Origin of the sequence: Bacillus cereus group sp. BfR-BA-01441 (genome assembly GCF_022663075.1) — a bacterium.
GTDB classification, from domain to species: Bacteria; Bacillota; Bacilli; order Bacillales; family Bacillaceae_G; genus Bacillus_A; species Bacillus_A cereus.
The window spans coordinates 20,032-40,478 of sequence record NZ_JAKUEU010000025.1; the positions used below are offsets into that span (position 1 = coordinate 20,032).

The window sequence follows — 20,447 nt, forward strand, 5'->3', positions numbered from 1 at the left end:
CCACTTAACAATCCAGTTTATAGCCCACGCCATAAATTGTCTTAATATATTCTCCGCTCGTCCCAAGCTTCTTTCGAAGTCTCTGCACCATAATATCAACTGCTCTCGTATTTCCGATATACTCAAATCCCCATACTTTCTCAAGTAACTCATCCCTCATAAACACACGCTGCGGATTTGAAACAAATAACTGACATAAATTAAACTCTCGGTACGTTAACTGAATCTCTTGTCCACTCACATGTACCTTTCTTTCCTTAGGACAAATCACTATCTCTCCAGCCTCAATTACTTCATGACTTACAGCCGCCTCCGTCTTCTTTACACGCCGCGCCATATTCTTAACCCGAAGAATAAGCTCCGCATAATTAAACGGCTTCGTCACATAATCATCAGCACCAAGCTGCAAGCCAAGCAACTTATCATTCATCTGACTTTTTGCCGTTAACATAAGCACCGGAATATCCCTATCCCTCTCACGGAACAAACGAAGCAACTCATACCCATCCGTATCCGGAAGCATAACATCCAAAATCAATACATCCGGCCCTTCATTCCATTTCTCTAAAGCTTCTCTCCCATCAGCCGCTGCCAATACTTCATAACCTTCCATCTCCAACTGCATCCGAATCAAATTACGAATACTCGATTCATCATCAACCACAAGTATTTTCATTATTCTCCTCCTTCCATCATGTATTATAGTACAGTTTAGTATAGCAAAAATCCTATAAAAAAAGAGAGGGTATTGTCGAACATATTTTGTCGACGATACCCTCTCTTTCACTTATTATATTTATTTAGCATATCCATTCGGTTGCTTTTGATGCCAATTCCAAGCATGTTCAATGATTGTCTTAACATTTACATACTTAGGATCCCATCCTAGCTTCTCTTTCGCTTTCTTAGAAGAAGCAACTAAACGTGCTGGATCGCCCGCACGGCGCGGTGCTACCTCAGCAGGAATTTCATGATTTGTAACTTCGCGAACTGCATCAACGATTTCTTTTACACTGAAACCATTACCATTTCCTAAGTTATAGAAATCACTCTCTCCGCCGTTCTGCAAGTCTTTAAGCCCTAAGAAATGAGCCGCTACTAAATCTTCAACATGAATATAATCACGGATACAAGTACCGTCTGGTGTATTATAATCATCACCAAACATCATAATCTTCTCACGTTGACCTAAAGCCACTTGCAACACAAGAGGGATTAAATGTGTCTCTGGGCGATGATCTTCCCCAATAATACCATTTGGAGTTGCACCAGCCACATTAAAGTATCTGAAAATCTTATAACGTAAATTTGAAGCTTGGCTATACCAATGAAGCATCTTCTCGATTGCTAACTTCGTTTCTCCGTACGTATTCGTTGGATTCGTCATAGTTTCTTCAGTAATAAGATCAACATCTACCTCACCATACGTTGCCGCAGTAGAAGAGAAAATGAACTTATCTACCTTAAACTCATCCATTACCTCTAATAAACAAAGTGCACCATACACATTGTTATTATAATATTGAAGGGGCTTTTCCATACTAACTCCAACTAAAGAATCAGCTGCAAAGTGCATAACTGCCTCAATATTTTCTTGTTTAAAAACATTCCTTAAAAATGATTTATCACGAAGGTCGCCATTATAAAACTTCGCGCCTTCCGTAATTGCATCTTCATGACCAGTTTGTAAGTTATCTACCACTACTACAGATAAACCTTCGTCTACTAATTTTTTCACAGCATGAGAACCGATGTAGCCAGCTCCCCCGCAGATTAAGATTGAGTTCATTGTTTTCCTCCTACCATTTCAGATATCTTATTTATAAAAGGAAAAGGTATACGATAACTCGTATACCTTTTATCTCTCCTTCATTACTTAGCTACAAAATAATCAGTTACATATTTCGCCCAAACGTCATGTCCTTTTGCACTTGGGAAACCAAATTCTTCTTGTAAGTATGGTAGGATAGCCTTTGTTGTCGCATCAGGCCATGCTCCCCAATGATCAATATATGTATAATTATTTTGCGTCGCAAATTGTTTTAATGCTTCAATCGATTTCGGATAATTTTTCGCACCATACACTGGATTTGATGGTTGAATCATAATCGTAGCGCCTTTTGCACTAGTAGAAAGTGCTTGAACAAACTTCTGTGTATTCACAACAGAGTTCCCATTACCAGTTTTACCGTTATCAGTAATGAATGGTGGTTCAAATAAAATCACATCTGGATTGTCTTTCGCAATCTCTTTATCACGCTTATTCGCGATTAACTCTTCTGTGCTTTCACCCTTATATTCCTTTACAGTCACATTCCATAAACCTTTACCGTAAGCTGTTTCTAAATTAGTTGTTAACTTAGCTGCCCAAGCATCTTTTGCAGATGAAGAAGCTTCATCACCAACAATAACAAGGTTTACTGGCTTTTTATCCTCAGCAGCTTTCTTTAACTTCCCTTTCACTGCATCTGGCAAGTTCTTCGCATATGCTTCATTAAAAGATGACTTTGTATCTTGTTTTTTCTCTTCCTTTTTCTCTTCTTTCTTCGCTCCGCTATCTTTCACTTCATCCTTTGTTTTCGTTACTTCACTCGTTTGTCCTGTTGCATTCGCAATCTTCTTATTCCAGTATAATTTACCACTTACAACCGAAGCTACAAACAATACAAAAATAACAAGGACAAGTACTGCTTTCTTATTCATCGATTCACCTCATCTATTAATCTCACAATATATAATACTAATATAAATCCATGCAAAAATAAACCCAACTCCTTCCAAAGGAGTTGGGTTATTACATATTACTTAGTCACTTCAAGATGTGCTCTTAACTTATTCGTTAAATCTTGTTTTGCAGCATCTGGAACATAGTAGTACCAAATACCATCAGCTGCTATGTGACCGTCACCTGAGATTTGGATATCTTCACTATTCTGCAGACAATCTTTATAATTCTTTTGCATATCAAACATTTGATCTTGCGTTAAGTTTGTTTTCACATTCTTTTGAATCGCTGTAAGTACATCTCCATAGCTTGATAAAGAAGAGAAGCTTGCGCCTTTCTTAATAACAGCCTGCATCACTTGGCGTTGGCGCATTTGACGACCAAAGTCACCACGTGGGTCTGCTTTACGCATACGCGTGAACGCTAAAGCTTCATCACCTGTTAAGTGTATATTTCCCTTAGTGAAATGGTGCTTATCTTGTGTAAATTCTAAATCATTATTTACATCTACACCACCAACTGCATCTACAATATCTTTAAATCCTTCCATGTTCACTTCAATATAATAGTTAATAGGAATATTCAAGAATTTTTCTACAGTTGCAACAGACATGTCTACACCACCAAATGCATACGCGTGATTAATTTTATCACTTTTCCCTTTTCCAACAATTTCTGTATATGTATCACGAGGAATACTTACTGTTTTCATTGAATTATTTTTAGGATTTAGCGTGATAACCATTAAAGAATCTGAACGTCCTTTATCTTCACCACGTTCATCTGCCCCTAAAAGTAAAATTGAAACAGGCTCAGATTTATTGATTTTTTCTTCTTGTTTAGTATTTCCATCACGTTTTAAAGGCTTATGAACTTCATCTAATGTTTTTGAAACAGAAGAATATATATTATAAGCGTAAACCCCTCCACCTATAATAATTACTCCTATGATACCTAGTATCCAAAATAAGATTTTCTTATTCATTTCACTATGGCCTTCTTTCTTCAATTATTATGAATAGATTCCCCAGTAATCAAAATGTCAATCAAATATATAATACTAAAAATTTGGTTTCATAATCCAATTATATACTGACCTCAAGATTTTACATTTAATTGCTATAGAAGTATATGTAAAACAATTCAATTTTTAATTCCCTATAATATTCTGTAATTATTTCCTTGGTATATGTTAGTGATTTGGAATATACCAAATCACTACATCGACCTAGATAAAATGACATATAAAAATGTCCCTATATTAGAAATATCACTTTTTGACCTAATTCTCTCTTTGGAGATTAGAAAAATCTATAGGGTGCAACTCATTAAGCTAATCATAAAGAACCACTTTTTTTAGGATACTAAAAAGATGTCACTTTATAATTTAAATCACTATTTTTATGTATATTATCGTCCCTACTAACCCTATAATTAAAATTCAATCCATGAGTTAATCCAAAAACAAAACAAAAAATAGTAAAATATGTGAACCACCCTTGGAGTATAGGCTCAACCATAAAAGTTAAAAACATAGCTGTATATAATCCTACAATTAAGGCTTTTAATAATGCTGGTTGATTAGATTTCACAATATTTCGCAAAGCTAACAATGCTAAAAACGTCATTATACATAATAAAAAAAAGGACAACATGCCAACATCGTATCCCACATCTAACCACATATTATGTGCATAGTTCAAACTTAATGATGTTTTTCTTCCTCCTGTTGGGTTTATAAATAATCCTTGTAGTGCTTCCTTCCAAGTTTCAAAACGAGGATCGTTTCCCATATTCATTTCATTAAAACGAGAAAATAAAGGATATTGTAATAAAAAGTATTTAATAGACATATTATTTTCGTATAAAAAATTAATCAAACTTACAAATAATATTCCAAAAAACCATTTTATAGTTTTTATATATGTCACTTTTCCAACTAATAGACTTACAGATATTAGTGACACTAATATCAATACAAAACCTGTTCTATTTGCTAAAGTTATAATCCCATACAAACTAACCATAAAGGAGAGGATACACAAAGTTTTCATGATTTTTCCATATCTTAACTCTTTAAAGCTCATAAAACAAATTGGTAGCAATATTAAGCCAAATGACAAATATGTATTAAATCCCGTAGCACTAATAAGACTGTCATCCCAAATGTTTAAAACATATCGACCATTTAATGCTTTCATCGCTACATCCATATCACCGTACCTATTAATTGTTTTCATCAAGCTTAAAAATGAAAACAGCACAAAAGAGAAGATAATACCAAAAATAACATTATAAGCTATTTTTTTATCTACTCCATCTTTTCTTGCCACAAGTTCACCTAGCATAAATAAACAAACAGGATACAATAAGTAAGAATAAAAATTAAAACTAGAAAATATATACCCATAACTATTCATTGTGAGGGTAAATATAGTAGAAAAAGTAATGATTATACCTAAAATAATAAAATACCTAATATTAAATCGATAAAATATTAGATGAATTAATAAAAATGGTAGTAACAAAAAAGGTATAAAAATTCCTTCTCCCCTAAAATTCAGGCAATATAGAACAAGAGCAAAAAAATATAAAATTTGTATTTTTTTGCCTTTATAAACCTCGTTAATTCCCAAAAATAACAACTCCTAAAGTAAAACCTTTACTATTTTATAACAATTCATTTAATTATAGGGTATTTTTTAAACCTTTATAGTATCTTTATCCTGTAATACACCTCAAAACCTTTATGAATAGAACATTGCTTTTATTGAAGATTTATTGTAACAAGACTAAAAACCTATATAAATGAGTTGTCTTTTCACTTTCTTATTCTATAGAAACTAAACAATTGATTTGTGAACCTTATGTGGACATGTTATTTATTACTTAATTTATGTTTTCAAATTATAATTCATTTATATAACTTCTTATCCTTTTAATCCCTACTAAATAAATCTCTTGTATACACTTTATCTGCTACCTCGCGTAAATCATCAGATAATCTATTAGCCACAATTACATCACTTACTCTCTTAAAAGCATCGAAGTCATTTATCACTCTAGAATTATAAAATTTCTCTTCATGAAGGGTTGGTTCATATACAACTACTTCAATCCCCTTCGCTTTAATACGTTTCATGACCCCTTGAACAGCTGATTGTCTAAAATTATCTGAATCCATTTTCATAGTAAGTCTATATATACCTACAATCTTAGGATTCTTCTGTATAATCATTTCTGCAATGTGATCTTTTCTTGTTCTATTTGCATCTACAATTGCCGTCATTATATTATTAGGAACATCAGCATAATTTGCTAATAATTGTTTTGTATCTTTAGGTAAACAATATCCACCATAGCCAAAGGACGGATTATTATAATGGCTACCTATTCGTGAGTCTAGTCCAACTCCATCAATTATTTGTTTTGTGTCTAATTCCCTTACCTCTGCATATGAATCTAGTTCATTAAAGAAAGCCACTCTCATCGCTAAATATGTATTAGCAAATAATTTAATAGCTTCTGCTTCAGTTGAGTTTGTAAATAATACATGAATGTCATCTTTAGCAGCACCTTGAACTAATAGATTAGCAAATACCATTGCCCTCTCCGATTGTTCACCAACAATTATACGCGAAGGATATAAATTATCGTATAAAGCTTTTCCCTCTCTTAAAAATTCTGGTGAAAAAATAATATTTTCCGTTTCAAACTTTTCCCTTACCTTCTCTGTATAACCTACGGGAACTGTTGATTTAATTACCATTATCGCTTCTGGATTTATAGATAAAACATTAGCAATCACAGCTTCGACGGTTCTTGTATTAAAATAGTTCTTATCTGGATCATAATTTGTTGGCGTTGCGATAATGACATACTCTGCATCCTTAAATGCTTTGTAATTATCCGTAGTGGCAACTAAATTTAACTCTTTGGTTGCTAAAAATTCTTCAATCTCATTATCTATAATAGGGGATTTTCTACTATTAATCATATCTACTTTTTCTTGAATAATATCAAGTGCTATTACTTCATTATATTGTGCTAATAAGATTGCATTAGATAAGCCCACATAACCTGTTCCTGCTATTGTGATTTTCATCCCAATCACATCCTCAATAACTTTTTTATAATACGTTTTGGTTTAATTAAATAATATTGTAAACTGGAACCATAATGATTTTGAAAATTCTTCAGTATTTCCTGATTTAAATCTGGATCATCAAAGCTACATTTTGTAAAGCTTTTATCAATTTCTACATTATAATGGGATGTAATTCCACTATGCGTCCCAGAACCATCTAACCCAATATTTTTCACTCGGGATTTAACTGGATATACCGTGAGTAGATTCTTTTTTGATTGAGCATAACACCAACGAATTGCCCATGAATCTATAATTCCTTCCATTTGGGAATCCAACATATTTGCCATATCTCTCCCACCGCGATTAAATTGATTTTTCAAACGTCTGCTTGATTTAAATTCTGCGTAGTCTTTTACATCCCAATCCACTTGATCCCATCTATTTTTCCATGTTGCCCATCCCCAACTGCATCCTCTATAAGAGTAATAAACCTCACTCTTATAATCCTTTGGGAATGCAATTGGTATATTATATCCACTAATCGACCATACCTTATCTAAATTACAATAGTAATCCAACGCATCATTCATATACGTTAAAAAATCCGGTGCTGTTATTAAATCATCTTCTAGGACAATTACCTTTCCATACTTACTAATAATTTCACTAACTCCATGAATTACTGATTTAGCTAATCCCTTATTTCCCTCGGATTTAGTAATCGTAAGCGACTTGAAATATTTTTTTTCTTCAACACTATCTATATAATTTCGTACTACTTTTACCTTTTCTACTGATTCTTCATTCTTAGCTGCATCAGAAAAAATAAAGATATTAGATTCTCTTGCCAATCCATTCTTAGCCAAAGCTTCAATTGTTTGTATTGTGTGTTCAGGCCTATTGTAAACAAAAATTATTACCGGAGCTAACATTCAGTGACCTCCATTATTCAAATAAAATTTATAATTTTCTTGCATTAAATATATATTTAGGGGAAAACGCCTTTATAATCATGATACTAGATATTCGTGTTTTTTTAAAAAATGCTAAAACAAAGATATTCGCAAAAGCTTGGGCTATAAGGGTTGCAAAAGCCGCCCCAAAACCACCATAATTCGGTATTAATAGATAATTTAATCCAACATTTACTATCAATCCTGCAGAAGTATAAAGTAATGTATACTTTTGTAGGTTTTCAACTAATAACCAAATTGAACGTGCTGATCCTAATGTTGCAAAAGTACCCGCCCATACGCTTATTGTAATTATATTTGCTGCATGTTTATATTCTTGCCCATATAAAAGAGCCACAATAAGATCTGAAAATAAAATCATGCATATTCCAAATACTATTCCAATCCATGCAACAATTGAATACAAGGTTTGCATAGAATTAATATAATTATTATGAGACTCCAACTTTCTCTTCATAATAATAGGCTGAAAGGATGTAATAACAGCTAAAGGTACAAAATACCACATGCTTGCAATTTGTGTTGCAGCCGAATACATGCCTAATTCCTTCTTGTCCGTCAACATAGACCCCAACATAACCTTGTCAATTTGCATATAAAGAGTGACCATCAATCCTGAAAGGATCAAATACCAACTTTTTGATAATATTTTTTTAGCATATTGAAATTTAAACTTCCATTTTGTATGAGATGCTCGATTTTTAAAATATGCAATCACTAGTGCAATGCCTACAATCAATGCATCAGATGTATAAATAAGAGCTAGATGTAATAAATTTCCCTTTAAAAAAACAAAAGCAATTTTAAGCAACGCGGAAAAAACATACGCCCCCATACGAATCAATGAAGATATTTTCGACTTTTGATACGCTTGTATCCAATACTCAATGACCTCTAGGGATTTAATTATCATGGTAAATGACATAATCATTACAAGTAAATGTACAAGCGGTTCATTGGGTGCTAAGACTCGGACACTTATACTAGCCAAAAATACTACAACAATACCACCTAGTACTCTTAAAATTAAAGACGTATAAAGTATCGTTCCCTCTTCTTCTTCTTGATGCAAAATTGATTTTACAGATAGTGTTTCTAAACCCAATGTGGATAATGCGGTAAACAACGTAACAAAGGCCAAAGCATAATTGTATAATCCATAATTTTCAGGTCCTAGATATCTAGCTACCAGTGCCATTACAAATACACCAATAACCATATTAAACACTTTATCGCCAACTAGCCAACTTGCATTACGAATAACCTTTGCAGCTACTTCGTTACCCTTTATACGTTTATACGATAGCGCAATAATATTTTTAACTTTCAATGCCTATACCTTCTTTTATAAAATATCTTTATATATATCTATTAGACGTTTTAGGTTTTTTACAGGATCATGTGTTTTTAAAGCATGCGCTGTTGAATTCTTAGAAAATTCCAAAGCTAATCCTTCATTTTCAAATATTTCACATACATAATGCGCTAGCATATAAGGAGCATCCGTTTGATATACAAACCCTTCTTCTTTATGCTTTAACATATCCGAAACACCACCGACATCTGAGGCAACACAGGGAACTCCTAATATCATTGCTTCACCCAAAGAATTCGGGCTATTTTCAATAGATGATGGACAAACAAATACGTTTGATCGTAGATATCTTTCGCACATTTGTTTTTCATTTAATAATCCAGTAAAAATAATTTTATCTTGCAGACTATATTTTCTAATCAGTTCTTTAATATATTTCCCATAAGATGAAATTTTCATCTTTTCTTTCAAAGTTTCGGATTTTGTTATATCCATACCACCAATATATAACTTTGTATTAGGAAATCTTTTTAATATCAAATGCATTGCTTCAATCATAAAATGAAGACCTTTTATAGGATAAGACCCTTGGCTTAAAAAAATAGAATTTCTCTCTATTTTTTCTATGTTCCACCGATGGTTGTAGAACTCTTCTCTTAATGTTTCATCGCAATGATGGTAAATCACATCTGGATTTATCTGAGTGGAACATGCTTTATCCCAAGTAGTTCTACCAATAACATGCCTTACTTTTCTCAATGCCTCAATTTCAAATTCTCCACGTTTAATAAATCCTCGTTGCTGCTTTTTAATATTATCTTGTTTTATCAAATCCCTAAGAGTATACCTATTTTGAACCTTTGCAGGTAGAGATAATGTATAGTGCTTGGCATAAATAGATACTAACCCCTGGATAGATATCACCGTCTTAATATCTTTCTTTTGACAAATATTTATCATCGAAAGCGTATGGGTAAATTCAGTACCAAAAATGTGAACAATGTCAGGATTACATTCCTCTATAACTTTCTCTAGGTATTGATTATTCCTGATTTCATTTACATCAGTACTATTAACGGTGGGAAATATATAGTATTCAATCTTATCTCCGCGTAATAACTTCACATCATTGATTCTGTTATTTGGAGATGCAACAGAAAGTAACACACCGTCAGTCGACGAAAGTGTTGTAGATGCATTAACAAGCCACCCTCCAAAAGGAAGCACTTCCTCATTTAGAAGTAGGCTAACTTCTGGAAGAGGGATATTTGTAAGCCACAGTATTTTCATATATAAAACTCTCCTTACCCCTTCACTCTAAGTAACTATAAATTAAAACAGTTTAAAGCTAAAAATTAAAATATCACTTATAATTTATTAATAACAATTACTACTAAAAAACAGGATATGCCCCTTTAGAATTATAACCAACACTCTTAAATATTCAGAATAACTTTTTAAAACAAGTAATATAATAAGAGTTAGGATTCTAAATAATATTAATCTGAGCTTTTCTTAGATATTTTCCTATTTTCAATTATGATATTAAGAAAATCTAAAATCTTTTTTGCTTGAACCGTACTATTTTTATTTTCTAAAATAAATAGTCTAGCTTCCTTAGTTAGTTGGTTTATTTTTTCGCTTGGAGTCGATAGTACCTTTTCAATTGCTTGTCGAATTGAATTGATGTCACTATTATTTATGGAATAAATGTATTTACTATATTCTTCTGGTATACATTTTAATTTTGTGGTTAAAAATGGCGTTCCAGAGACCATATATTCAAATGTTTTCGACGGAAAAGAATACATAGTATATTCATCATCTGGATTTCTTGCATTAATTAGTAATGCAGCTCTTTTTTCATATTCAAAAACTTTCGCTCGTGGTTGAAAACCAAAATATTTAACCCTATGATCTTTTAACGATAGCTTTTCTATATATTCCTTCATATCCCCATCACCAAAAAGCCAAAGTTCAAGTTCACTGTCCTCTATTTGTTCAAACGCATCTAAAATATTTTTCACTCCATATTCAAAAGCCAATGTGCCTGCATACATAACAGCCTTACTCTTGGGCATTTCAGACAGATCTAAATCATTATTAAAAATACCTTCCATAATTACATACGGCTTATTTGAAGAATTTACTTTTTCTTTCATTGGCTCAGCAAATAGGACGTAACCATCATAGCCTTGTTCAATAAAACTCACTAATTTCACATAATATGATAGTAGCATTTTCTTAATCCAATGCATTTCTTTTTGTCTCTTAGAATTCATTACGTCGCTTGAAAGATCTGTAAAAACATTCACTCGCTTTATTCTGAATATCTTGGAAACTAAATAAATACCTAGGGACAGTGGTGTATAGTTAAATGGTGTTAAAATAATTTTATCTTTATCATTAAAGTTTTTGATTGCCCATTTCAACGTTAAGTATATACCTTGAAATAAAGAATATAATTCTTTAATGATTGGTAAATTAAAATTAGCTAAATACTTTACTATATATTTATTATTTAATTGCTTTTTTCTTTTCTTAAAATATAAGAATTTTCCTCTTGGATAATATTGTTCTTGATAAAGATAATTTATATCCAAATCAACATCTTGAATCTCAGAGAAACCACTTACTAATGCCTTCTCAAAAGAATATTGTGCGATACGAGAAGGTTCTTTTTTTATACTAGATACAGATTCAATCCATTCCTCGTCACAAAGACTACCAAAATATAAAATTTTCATTTTCTACACCTATAAGATTAGTTTTTAATAAATTTCAATGTCATTTTTATAATTACTTAATAATTTAGCTGTTAAGTAAAATATCAATTAATAATTTTGTTTTATTGTTTTTATGTTGAACCTCATGTGAATCATTATATTTCCTCTGTTTTTGAAGATATTGACACATTAATACACTTAATTCTCTTGAATTAAACGCATCAAAAAAACCTACGTTTTCATAATCCTCAAGTATTTCTTTTGCAAATGGTGTATCTGCTGCAAGTATAACTCCTTGACACATCCGTACTTCAAGTAAAGGCATACCAAAGGTTTCAATATAGGAGGGGAACAGCAAAATGGACTTAGCATATGCTTCAAAAACTTCTTCCCTTGTTTTTAACCCTTCAAAACGAATAGGTAATTTTTCATTTTGTACTTTTTTATACAAATCTATAATATCCTGATTCTCATTTCCGTTTAATGTAAAAATCACTTCATAATCTATGTCCGTTACTTTTTTTAATTGCTGACAAGCTTCTACAATTATCCTATGATTTTTATACGCACTTTCACTAGCAGGATAAAAAAAAGTTTTTAATGCCTTCTCATTAGGTTCAAAATATTTTTTTATTTCCACATTAATAGTTGGCGGTATAACTTCAATTTTATTTTCTTCAATTCGAGCTTTTTCTATGCAAGCTTTTTTCATCCATTGAGTTTGAACAATAACATACTTTGCTTTTTTTATTGAACTGATTATATTGCGCCCTATTACATTTTGATATATCCAGAATTTTTTATTCTCTTTAATTGAAAATTTATACTCCACAAATGGTAAAGGTTGATGCACATAAAGAATTTGTTCACATTTTATCCGCGGAATTGTAATATTTTGAAATGAAAGCACCTTATCCACTTTATACTTTTTCACCAACTTTGGAGCTATAACTTGATCAAAGTAAAAACGGTGTCCCCAACTTTTCTTAATCCATGGAAATTGTAGTACCTTTATATTATCTGTTTCCTCTAATTTAGGTGTACTTAGTACAAAAAACCAATTAACATTTTTTTCTTTACTCTCAACTACCTCATTATAAAAATCATTTAAGATGGATAATGCTCCTCCGCTTTCTGCTGGAACATCAAAAACCATAATGTTCATATTTTTATTCCTCTCTCTAAACAATCTTGTTAAACATTCCAAGGAAATCCCCAACAAGATTTACAAGTTTTACCTATATAATTTTGTCTTATCTGGATAATTATTCATTGAATAAAACTTGTAATTAATCTCTCACCTAACTCTACACAACTCAATAACCTCTATAAACATTGAAAGAATTGTATAAGAATATTAAATCTTATAATTAATAATGAAAATTTATGATAATCCCCATACATATATCTTTTAATATACTAAAAAAAGAATACCATCAATCTACATTGATAGTAATTGTATTCTCTATTGGTAAGGCGCCTAGGGAACAAAACTAGTTACCACTTACATTTGATAATCCAATCCCTTCTCTAAAAAAACAGAAGGGATTCAATTAAATACGCACTTCTTCTTATAAACCGACAATCAAAAAGATATCACTTAACTAAAAATAAAACTATAAGTAACGTATATTAACTGTCATTTTATTATATGATAATATTTTACACCAAAAGCAATCATTTTAAGTTATAAAAGATTTATTAATTTTATTTTCCCCAAACAACTCTATTAACATAATCTGTATATGACAGAATTATTCTAAGTACCTTCTCTGATACATTAGGCATACTATAATCTCCAACAAGTCTTAATATATTTTTCTCTTGCACTTCTAATACCGCTAATCCTTGTAATATACGTTCTTTCTTTAGACCTACCATCATAACAGACGCTTCTTCCATTGCCTCTGGTCTTTCATGGGCTTGTCTGATATTTAGTGCCCTAAATCCAAGTATTGAAGATTCTTCACTAATAGTTCCACTATCACTAAGAACTGCTTTAGACTTAATTTGGAGTTTTACATAATCATTAAATCCTAAAGGTTTTAATGTTTTCACTAATGGATTAAATTTTATCCCCTTATTATCAATCATCTTTTTCGTTCTAGGATGTGTACTTACAATCACAGGCATATTATACTTTTCTGCAATCGCGTTTAAACTCTCTACTAAATCTAGAAAATTAATTTCCGAATTAATATTTTCTTCTCTATGAGTAGACACTACAAAATATTTATCCTCTTCCAGCTCTAATCTTTCTAATACGTCTGAGTTCTCAATATCCTTCTTTCTTGAATTTAGAACCTCAAACATTGGACTTCCTGTTTTAATAATTCTATCTGCTGGTATTCCTTCTCGGAGTAAATATTCCCTCGCGATATCACTGTAAGTTAGATTAATATCTGCTGTATGATCAACAATTTTTCTATTAGTTTCTTCAGGTACCCTTTGATCAAAACATCTATTCCCTGCTTCCATGTGGAAAATTGGAATATGTCTTCTTTTAGCTGCAATAGCACATAAGCAACTATTTGTGTCGCCTAAAACTAAAAGTGCATCTGGTTTAACCTTCTCCATAATAGGATCAATCTTCACCAGTATATTCCCAATAGTTTCCACCGCAGTTCCAGTTGCCGCATTTAAAAAATAGTCTGGTTTCTTTAATTTAAAATCGGTAAAAAATACTTCGTTTAATTCATAATCATAATTTTGGCCTGTATGAACAAGAATATGTTCTATTGATTTTGATTCTTCTAGTTTATTTATCACAGCTGATAGCCTTATAATCTCCGGCCTAGTACCTACAACTGTCATAACTTTTAATTTTTTCATCAACTATACCTCCAAAAAATAAGTGTCTGGTCTTTCTGGATCAAAACATTCGTTTACCCACATTACTGTAACGAGATCATTTTCTCCTACATTTACAATTGAATGTGTATATCCAACCGGTATATCAACAACTTGTAATTTTTCTCCACTCACTCGATATTCAATAATATCAGCTGAATCTATCTTTCTAAATCGAATTAAACCTTCACCACTCACCACTAAAAACTTCTCATTTTTAGTGTGATGCCAATGATTTCCTTTAATAATTCCTGGTTTTGATATATTTATAGAAACTTGCCCGCGCTCTGGTGTTCTAATAAACTCTGTAAATGACCCTCTATGATCACTGTGCATTTTTAAATCGTATGCAAATTTATCCTCTGGTAAAAAACTTAAATATGTACTATAAAGTTTTTTAGTTAGGGCATCCCCCATATTTGAAATACTTAGATTCTCTCTACCTTCTTTAAAACTATTGATAACATTAGCTAACTCGCCAAGTTTAATGTTATGCGTTACAGGCACACAACAATAATCATCCTGTATAGTTGGGGTTTGATTCAAAGCTTTGAAAAATTCCTCCAACACATCATCTATATAGCAAAGATTTAGTTCTACATCTGGATCATTCACTTGAATATCTAAGCCTCTAGCAATATTGTGACAAAATGTAGCTACTACCGTATTGTAATTAGGTTTACTCCACTTTCCAAATAAGTTAGGAAGTCTATATACATAAGCTGTAGCACCAGTTTCTTTAGAGTAATTAAATACCGCCTCTTCACCAGCTTTTTTACTTTTTCCATAAGGATTATTATTTTCTGCCTGAATAGAAGAAGTAATAAGTACAGGGGCCTTATTACCATGCTCTTTTAATAAGTTTAGTAATTGAGATGTAAACCCCGCATTTCCTTCCATAAATTCATTTTCATCCTTAGGTCTATTCACACCAGCTAAATGGAAAACAAAATCACATTCTCTCGTATACATTTCAAGTAATGTAATATTATCTTCTCTAGAAAATTCGAATATATCTTTATATCCCTGATTTTTAAGTTCGGCAACAAGGTTTCTTCCAAGGAAGCCCTTTGCACCTGTAACAAGAATTTTCATTAGTTATCCCGCCCTCTAATTCATTGAATAAATATTCGTCTTATTCCATTCCTCAAGTTCTTGTTTTACATAATCTAATTCTAATAATTTTTCTTTAATTTGCTCAATATCAAGGATTTGTGTATTATCTGAATTATATTCTCCAACAGTAGTAAGTTTTTGATTTCCTTCTGCAAAATACTTATCATAGTTAAGATCTCTTCGATCCGCAGGAACCCTAAAGAAACCTCCTAAATCTTCCGCTACCACGTACTCTTCCTTCGTTAATAATGTCTCATAACGCTTCTCTCCGTGGCGTGTACCAATTACCTTAATTTCATTATCAACGTTAAATAATTCCTTTACAGCTTGAGCAAGATCACCAATGGTACTTGCAGGAGATTTTTGAACCATAATATCCCCAGCTGCAGCATTTTGAAATGCAAATACTACTAATTCTACTGCCTCTTCTAAGCTCATAAGGAATCTTGTCATATTAGGGTCAGTCACAGTTAGGGGTTGGCCCGCTTTAATTTGCTCTATAAATAGTGGAATAACTGATCCACGTGAAGCCATAACATTACCATATCTTGTACCGCAAATAAGTGTGCTCTCTGGAGATACTGTTTTTGATTTTGCCACAAACACTTTTTCCATCATTGCTTTCGAAATACCCATAGCATTGATTGGATAAGCCGCTTTATCTGTAGATAAACAGATAACTTTCTTCACATTATATTCTATAGAAGCCGTCAGTACATTATCGGTACCTATAATATTAGTCTTTACTGCTTCTAACGGGAAAAATTCACATGAAGGAACCTGCTTTAATGCAGCTGCATGAAAAACATAATCTACACCATGCATAGCATTTTTAACACTTGATAAATCTCTTACATCTCCTAAGTAAAATTTCAATTTGTCATTACTATAAAGTTTTCGCATATCATCCTGTTTTTTTTCATCGCGTGAGAAAATACGAATTTCTTTTATATCAGTATCTAAAAATCTTTTCATTACTGCATTACCAAAAGAACCTGTACCACCTGTTATTAATAAAGTTTTATCCTTAAACATATTAGTTGCCTCTTTTCATATTATTTGAAATGATTCATTATTATTTCATATGATTTTCTTGCTGTATAATTAGCTTCTAAGTATCTCCTAGCATTAATCCCCATAGATTCTCTCGAGTCTCTGTTACACATTTGATTTAGCTTTTCATTAAAGCTCTCACTATTACTACTCTCGCACCATAGACCAAATCCACCATCTTCAATAATCTCACCAATATCCGTATTTATATCAGTTGCTGCTAAAATAGGCATCGAAGCTTGCATATATGATAGAATTCTTGAAGGAACGTTAGGTATCGTAAATCTTTTATCAAGGAATATTAACCCAACATCACAGGAATTTGCTAGAATATCATACTCATCCTTTGGTAGTTGAGAAAATAATTGTGTATTAGTTAAATTCTCTTTATTAATACATGTTTTTAATTTAGGGAACTCCGTCCCCGCTCCAACTATAACAAAGTGCACTTGATCATTATTCTTGTTAGTTTTGAGACACTCTATTAAAAAGTCAATTCCTTGTGGCTTGCCAAGATTTCCTCCGTAAATAAAGACCGTTTTATCAATTGGTATCCTATATTTAGCCTTAACTTCATTACTCTTCCTTACATCCTTTTTTACAATTAAAGGTTCTATGCTATTTGGACATACTTCAACAATATCTGGAGATATTTCTGGATTATTTTGTAATAAGAAATTCACATTAGCTTGTGACATGCATCCAATATAATTTGAGATGCTATACAATTTTTTTTCCTTAGTCCTAAAATATTTATAAAGTAAACTTCCAATTCCTTTTTTCTTTATCATACCTAAATCTACTGCATTTTGAGGGAAAATATCTTTTAGCAATAAATATGTTTTTGCATTATCTCTTTTTTGTACATATTCAACCGCCTTTTGAAGCGTTATTGGCGGTGTTGAATATAACACTAAGTCAAATTTAACATCTGAAAAGTAATTTTTAATACCTTTTAAAAACTTAGATTCCAAGGTTAAAGTTGAAATACCCTTTTCAATCATGTTAGTTTTTTGAATATTACCGATTTGTAATTTTAATATTTTACAATTTCCCTCATCAATCAACTTTGTTTTTTGTCGTTTTCTCTTTTCAATCGGAGAAATAATATAGACATTATTTCCATCATTTGTAAACTCTCGCATCAAATCAGTGTATATGCCCTTTTCTTTAATTGTTGAAAAATCTAGAAGTGTTAAAAATAAGACATTCATAAATTAAATTCTCCTCACCGGAACCCCTACATAAGTTCTAGATTCAGTTATATCTCTAATTACCACGGCACCTGCACCAATTTTACAGCTATGTGTAATATTTATATTATTACTTACTACACTACCAGTTCCCAACCAAGTACCTCTTCCAACTTTCACTGTCCCAGCTAAATGGGCTCCCGGTGATACATGAACATAGTCTTCAATTACATTGTCATGATCCACCGTGGAGGCAGTATTAATAATGCATCCTTTCCCGATTTTAGTACAACAGTTAATTACCGCTCCTGCCATAACTACAGTTCCTGCTTCCAAATAAACCTGTTCTCCAATAATTGCACTCGGATGAATTAAAACCGGGATACTCGCCTCTTCAGCTTCAAGTTGTCTCTGTATCTTCTCTCGTATAACATTATTACCAATTCCAACGAAAAAATCGTAATCATCTATATACTTTGAGATACTTGCTGATTTATCAATTATTTCTATTCCCATTGAAGATCCTACATTTTCATTATCATCTAAAAAAGCAATGCTCTGCCATTTATTCATTTTCAGTGCGATATCAGCTATGACTCTTCCGTGGCCACTAGCTCCTATTATAAGAAGTTTTTCTTTCATAATTTTATACTTCCTTTTCCATTTCCTTTAAATGGTTCCATCGTAGCAGCAGTTTCTGAATTAATCCCTTCTCTAATAAAAACCTTCTTAATTGTTAAAAGAATAATCTTCCAATCTGTAGTGAAACTTACACGATCTACATACTCTACATCATAATTAAATTTCTCTTCCCAACTAATAGCATTACGCCCATTAACTTGCGCTAACCCTGACAACCCGGGCCTAACTTCATGGCGACGCTTTTGATGTTCATTATATAATGGTAAATACTGAACTAATAAAGGCCTTGGTCCTATAATTGACATATCACCTTTAAGGATATTGAATAAACCTGGTAACTCATCAAGTGATGTTGAACGTAAAAAATTCCCGAACTTAGTAAGTCTTACACTATCAGGTAGTAGCTCACCGTTTTCATTCTTTTCATCCGTCATAGTTCTAAATTTATACATTTTAAAAATAGTTCCATGCAACCCTGGTCGCTCTTGTTTAAATAATACCGGGCTACCCAATTTAGTTTTTACAAGAAAAGAAACTATAAGAAGTACTGGACTCAGCACTATAATAGCGATTAAAGACAGGATAAAATCCATCGGCCTTTTTATAAACCTACCATAGATACCAACTTTAGAACCCCTCATTATGCTATCCACAACCCTTTAATAATTTTCACCACTTTTTCTAAATCTGCTTCTGTCATCTTCGTATCGCTTGGTAAACATATACCATTCTCAAAAAGTTTTTCTGATACATCTGTACCAACAAAATCATATTTCTCAAAGAACGGCTGCATATGCATTGGCTTCCAAACTGGTCTAGATTCAATATTTTCTTTTTCAAGAGCTTCCATCACATCTATTGGACGAATCTTACCGTTTAGTGTCATAGAACTTAACCAATAGTTCGGTTCATTCCACTCATTACTAGGCATAAATTCAATTCCTTCAAGATTTCCTAATTCTTTCTTATAAAAATCAAATATGTATCTTTTTTTTTGAACCCTTTGATCTAATACTTTAAGTTGCCCTCTACCAATTCCAGCAACTACATTACTCATACGATAGTTAAATCCTAATTCACTGTGTTGATAATGTCTTGCCTGGTCTCTACTTTGAGTAGCCCAAAATCTTACCTTTGAAACTCTTTCTTCATCATTAGAAACAAGCATACCGCCACCAGAAGTAGTAATGATTTTATTACCATTAAAAGAAAAAATACCATACTCTCCAAAACTACCTGTATGTTTACCTTTATAATAAGTTCCCAAAGATTCCGCAGCATCTTCAATTAAAGTAACATCGTATTTTTTACAAAGTTCAATAATCTTATCCATATCCGCGGACAGACCATAAAGGTGAACTACTATAACTGCCTTTACATTGGGATACTTTTTAAAAGCCTCTTCCAATGCTTTAGGACACATATTCCACGTTTCATAATCACTATCTATGAAAACAGGAGTAGCATTTTGATAAATAATAGGATTTGCTGTAGCTGAGAAGGTAAGTGTTTGGCAGAAAACTATATCTCCCTCTCCTACTCCAGCTGATTTTAAAGCCAAATGAATTGCTGCTGTCCCAGAAGATAGTGCTGCCGCTGCATTAGATCCTACTTTCATAGCTAATTCTCTTTCAAATCCATTCACATTTTCCCCAAGTGGCGCGATCCAATTTGTATCAAAAGCTTCCTTAACATACTGCATTTCATAACCTTCATCACTCATATGCGGTGATGACAGCAATATTCTATCTCCCATTACAAAA

General features: G+C 32.2%; 18 protein-coding genes. All 18 read right to left on the minus strand.

Annotated features, from left to right (window positions below; translation table 11 throughout):
• Positions 1-4: 4 nt before the first annotated feature.
• Positions 5-676: a response regulator transcription factor gene (locus MR107_RS12810; protein ID WP_000699548.1), complete on the minus strand. Its 672-nt coding sequence runs from the start codon at positions 674-676 to the stop codon at positions 5-7.
• A 120-nt stretch (positions 677-796) separates the two neighbouring features.
• Positions 797-1,789, minus strand: coding sequence for a UDP-glucose 4-epimerase GalE (gene galE, locus MR107_RS12815; RefSeq protein WP_001084662.1), 993 nt, complete (start codon positions 1,787-1,789; stop codon positions 797-799).
• An 83-nt stretch (positions 1,790-1,872) separates the two neighbouring features.
• Complete coding sequence (locus MR107_RS12820) at positions 1,873-2,703, minus strand: SGNH/GDSL hydrolase family protein (RefSeq protein WP_001034189.1); 831 nt, start codon at positions 2,701-2,703, stop codon at positions 1,873-1,875.
• A gap of 98 nt (positions 2,704-2,801) precedes the next feature.
• A complete protein-coding gene (gene tagU / locus MR107_RS12825) occupies positions 2,802-3,710 on the minus strand; it encodes a polyisoprenyl-teichoic acid--peptidoglycan teichoic acid transferase TagU (RefSeq protein ID WP_001035084.1) in 909 nt (302 codons plus the stop codon).
• Between the two features lie 379 nt (positions 3,711-4,089).
• On the minus strand, positions 4,090-5,361 hold the full coding sequence (locus MR107_RS12830) for a hypothetical protein (RefSeq protein WP_000512415.1): 1,272 nt from the start codon (positions 5,359-5,361) through the stop codon (positions 4,090-4,092).
• A gap of 302 nt (positions 5,362-5,663) precedes the next feature.
• Entirely contained in the window at positions 5,664-6,830 is a 1,167-nt protein-coding gene (locus tag MR107_RS12835; RefSeq protein WP_000704749.1) for a nucleotide sugar dehydrogenase, read from the minus strand.
• A gap of 5 nt (positions 6,831-6,835) precedes the next feature.
• A complete protein-coding gene (locus MR107_RS12840) occupies positions 6,836-7,747 on the minus strand; it encodes a glycosyltransferase (RefSeq protein WP_000880841.1) in 912 nt (303 codons plus the stop codon).
• Between the two features lie 28 nt (positions 7,748-7,775).
• Complete coding sequence (locus tag MR107_RS12845) at positions 7,776-9,119, minus strand: flippase (RefSeq protein WP_000865298.1); 1,344 nt, start codon at positions 9,117-9,119, stop codon at positions 7,776-7,778.
• Positions 9,120-9,134: 15 nt separating this feature from the next.
• Positions 9,135-10,394 carry a glycosyltransferase family 4 protein gene (locus MR107_RS12850; RefSeq protein WP_000699782.1) on the minus strand — a complete coding sequence of 420 codons (1,260 nt, stop codon included), beginning with the start codon at positions 10,392-10,394 and terminating at the stop codon, positions 9,135-9,137.
• 209 nt (positions 10,395-10,603) lie between these two features.
• Entirely contained in the window at positions 10,604-11,851 is a 1,248-nt protein-coding gene (locus tag MR107_RS12855; RefSeq protein WP_000699788.1) for a glycosyltransferase, read from the minus strand.
• Between the two features lie 64 nt (positions 11,852-11,915).
• Positions 11,916-12,995 (minus strand): glycosyltransferase, encoded by a 1,080-nt coding sequence (locus MR107_RS12860; protein WP_001024419.1) that lies wholly within the window; start codon positions 12,993-12,995, stop codon positions 11,916-11,918.
• A gap of 542 nt (positions 12,996-13,537) precedes the next feature.
• Positions 13,538-14,662, minus strand: coding sequence for a non-hydrolyzing UDP-N-acetylglucosamine 2-epimerase (gene wecB / locus MR107_RS12865; protein ID WP_000734428.1), 1,125 nt, complete (start codon positions 14,660-14,662; stop codon positions 13,538-13,540).
• A 3-nt stretch (positions 14,663-14,665) separates the two neighbouring features.
• Entirely contained in the window at positions 14,666-15,775 is a 1,110-nt protein-coding gene (locus MR107_RS12870; protein ID WP_000699355.1) for a capsular polysaccharide biosynthesis protein CapF, read from the minus strand.
• Positions 15,776-15,790: 15 nt separating this feature from the next.
• Entirely contained in the window at positions 15,791-16,831 is a 1,041-nt protein-coding gene (locus MR107_RS12875; RefSeq protein WP_000471751.1) for a polysaccharide biosynthesis protein, read from the minus strand.
• Between the two features lie 20 nt (positions 16,832-16,851).
• A complete protein-coding gene (locus tag MR107_RS12880) occupies positions 16,852-18,063 on the minus strand; it encodes a glycosyltransferase family 4 protein (RefSeq protein ID WP_001101544.1) in 1,212 nt (403 codons plus the stop codon).
• A 3-nt stretch (positions 18,064-18,066) separates the two neighbouring features.
• Complete coding sequence (locus MR107_RS12885; RefSeq protein ID WP_000660173.1) at positions 18,067-18,684, minus strand: acetyltransferase; 618 nt, start codon at positions 18,682-18,684, stop codon at positions 18,067-18,069.
• The gene (locus tag MR107_RS12890; protein WP_001214985.1) at positions 18,681-19,325 is read right to left on the minus strand and encodes a sugar transferase; all 645 of its coding nucleotides are present in this window, start codon (positions 19,323-19,325) and stop codon (positions 18,681-18,683) included. Before MR107_RS12890 ends, MR107_RS12885 begins: the two co-directional genes overlap by 4 nt.
• On the minus strand, positions 19,325-20,440 hold the full coding sequence (locus MR107_RS12895) for a DegT/DnrJ/EryC1/StrS family aminotransferase (RefSeq protein ID WP_242292417.1): 1,116 nt from the start codon (positions 20,438-20,440) through the stop codon (positions 19,325-19,327). The genes MR107_RS12890 and MR107_RS12895 overlap by 1 nt, the downstream gene beginning before the upstream one ends.
• Positions 20,441-20,447: the final 7 nt, after the last annotated feature.

Bases quoted from the DNA above. Each gene is read 5' to 3' on its own strand.
- MR107_RS12810 (WP_000699548.1), bottom strand. From the start codon at position 676: ATGAAAATACTTGTGGTTGATGATGAATCGAGTATTCGTAATTTGATT.
- galE (WP_001084662.1), bottom strand. From the start codon at position 1,789: ATGAACTCAATCTTAATCTGCGGGGGAGCTGGCTACATCGGTTCTCAT.
- MR107_RS12820 (WP_001034189.1), bottom strand. From the start codon at position 2,703: ATGAATAAGAAAGCAGTACTTGTCCTTGTTATTTTTGTATTGTTTGTA.
- tagU (WP_001035084.1), bottom strand. From the start codon at position 3,710: ATGAATAAGAAAATCTTATTTTGGATACTAGGTATCATAGGAGTAATT.
- MR107_RS12835 (WP_000704749.1), bottom strand. From the start codon at position 6,830: ATGAAAATCACAATAGCAGGAACAGGTTATGTGGGCTTATCTAATGCA.
- MR107_RS12840 (WP_000880841.1), bottom strand. From the start codon at position 7,747: ATGTTAGCTCCGGTAATAATTTTTGTTTACAATAGGCCTGAACACACA.
- MR107_RS12850 (WP_000699782.1), bottom strand. From the start codon at position 10,394: ATGAAAATACTGTGGCTTACAAATATCCCTCTTCCAGAAGTTAGCCTA.
- MR107_RS12855 (WP_000699788.1), bottom strand. From the start codon at position 11,851: ATGAAAATTTTATATTTTGGTAGTCTTTGTGACGAGGAATGGATTGAA.
- MR107_RS12860 (WP_001024419.1), bottom strand. From the start codon at position 12,995: ATGAACATTATGGTTTTTGATGTTCCAGCAGAAAGCGGAGGAGCATTA.
- wecB (WP_000734428.1), bottom strand. From the start codon at position 14,662: ATGAAAAAATTAAAAGTTATGACAGTTGTAGGTACTAGGCCGGAGATT.
- MR107_RS12870 (WP_000699355.1), bottom strand. From the start codon at position 15,775: ATGAAAATTCTTGTTACAGGTGCAAAGGGCTTCCTTGGAAGAAACCTT.
- MR107_RS12875 (WP_000471751.1), bottom strand. From the start codon at position 16,831: ATGTTTAAGGATAAAACTTTATTAATAACAGGTGGTACAGGTTCTTTT.
- MR107_RS12880 (WP_001101544.1), bottom strand. From the start codon at position 18,063: ATGAATGTCTTATTTTTAACACTTCTAGATTTTTCAACAATTAAAGAA.
- MR107_RS12885 (WP_000660173.1), bottom strand. From the start codon at position 18,684: ATGAAAGAAAAACTTCTTATAATAGGAGCTAGTGGCCACGGAAGAGTC.
- MR107_RS12890 (WP_001214985.1), bottom strand. From the start codon at position 19,325: ATGAGGGGTTCTAAAGTTGGTATCTATGGTAGGTTTATAAAAAGGCCG.
- MR107_RS12895 (WP_242292417.1), bottom strand. From the start codon at position 20,440: ATGGGAGATAGAATATTGCTGTCATCACCGCATATGAGTGATGAAGGT.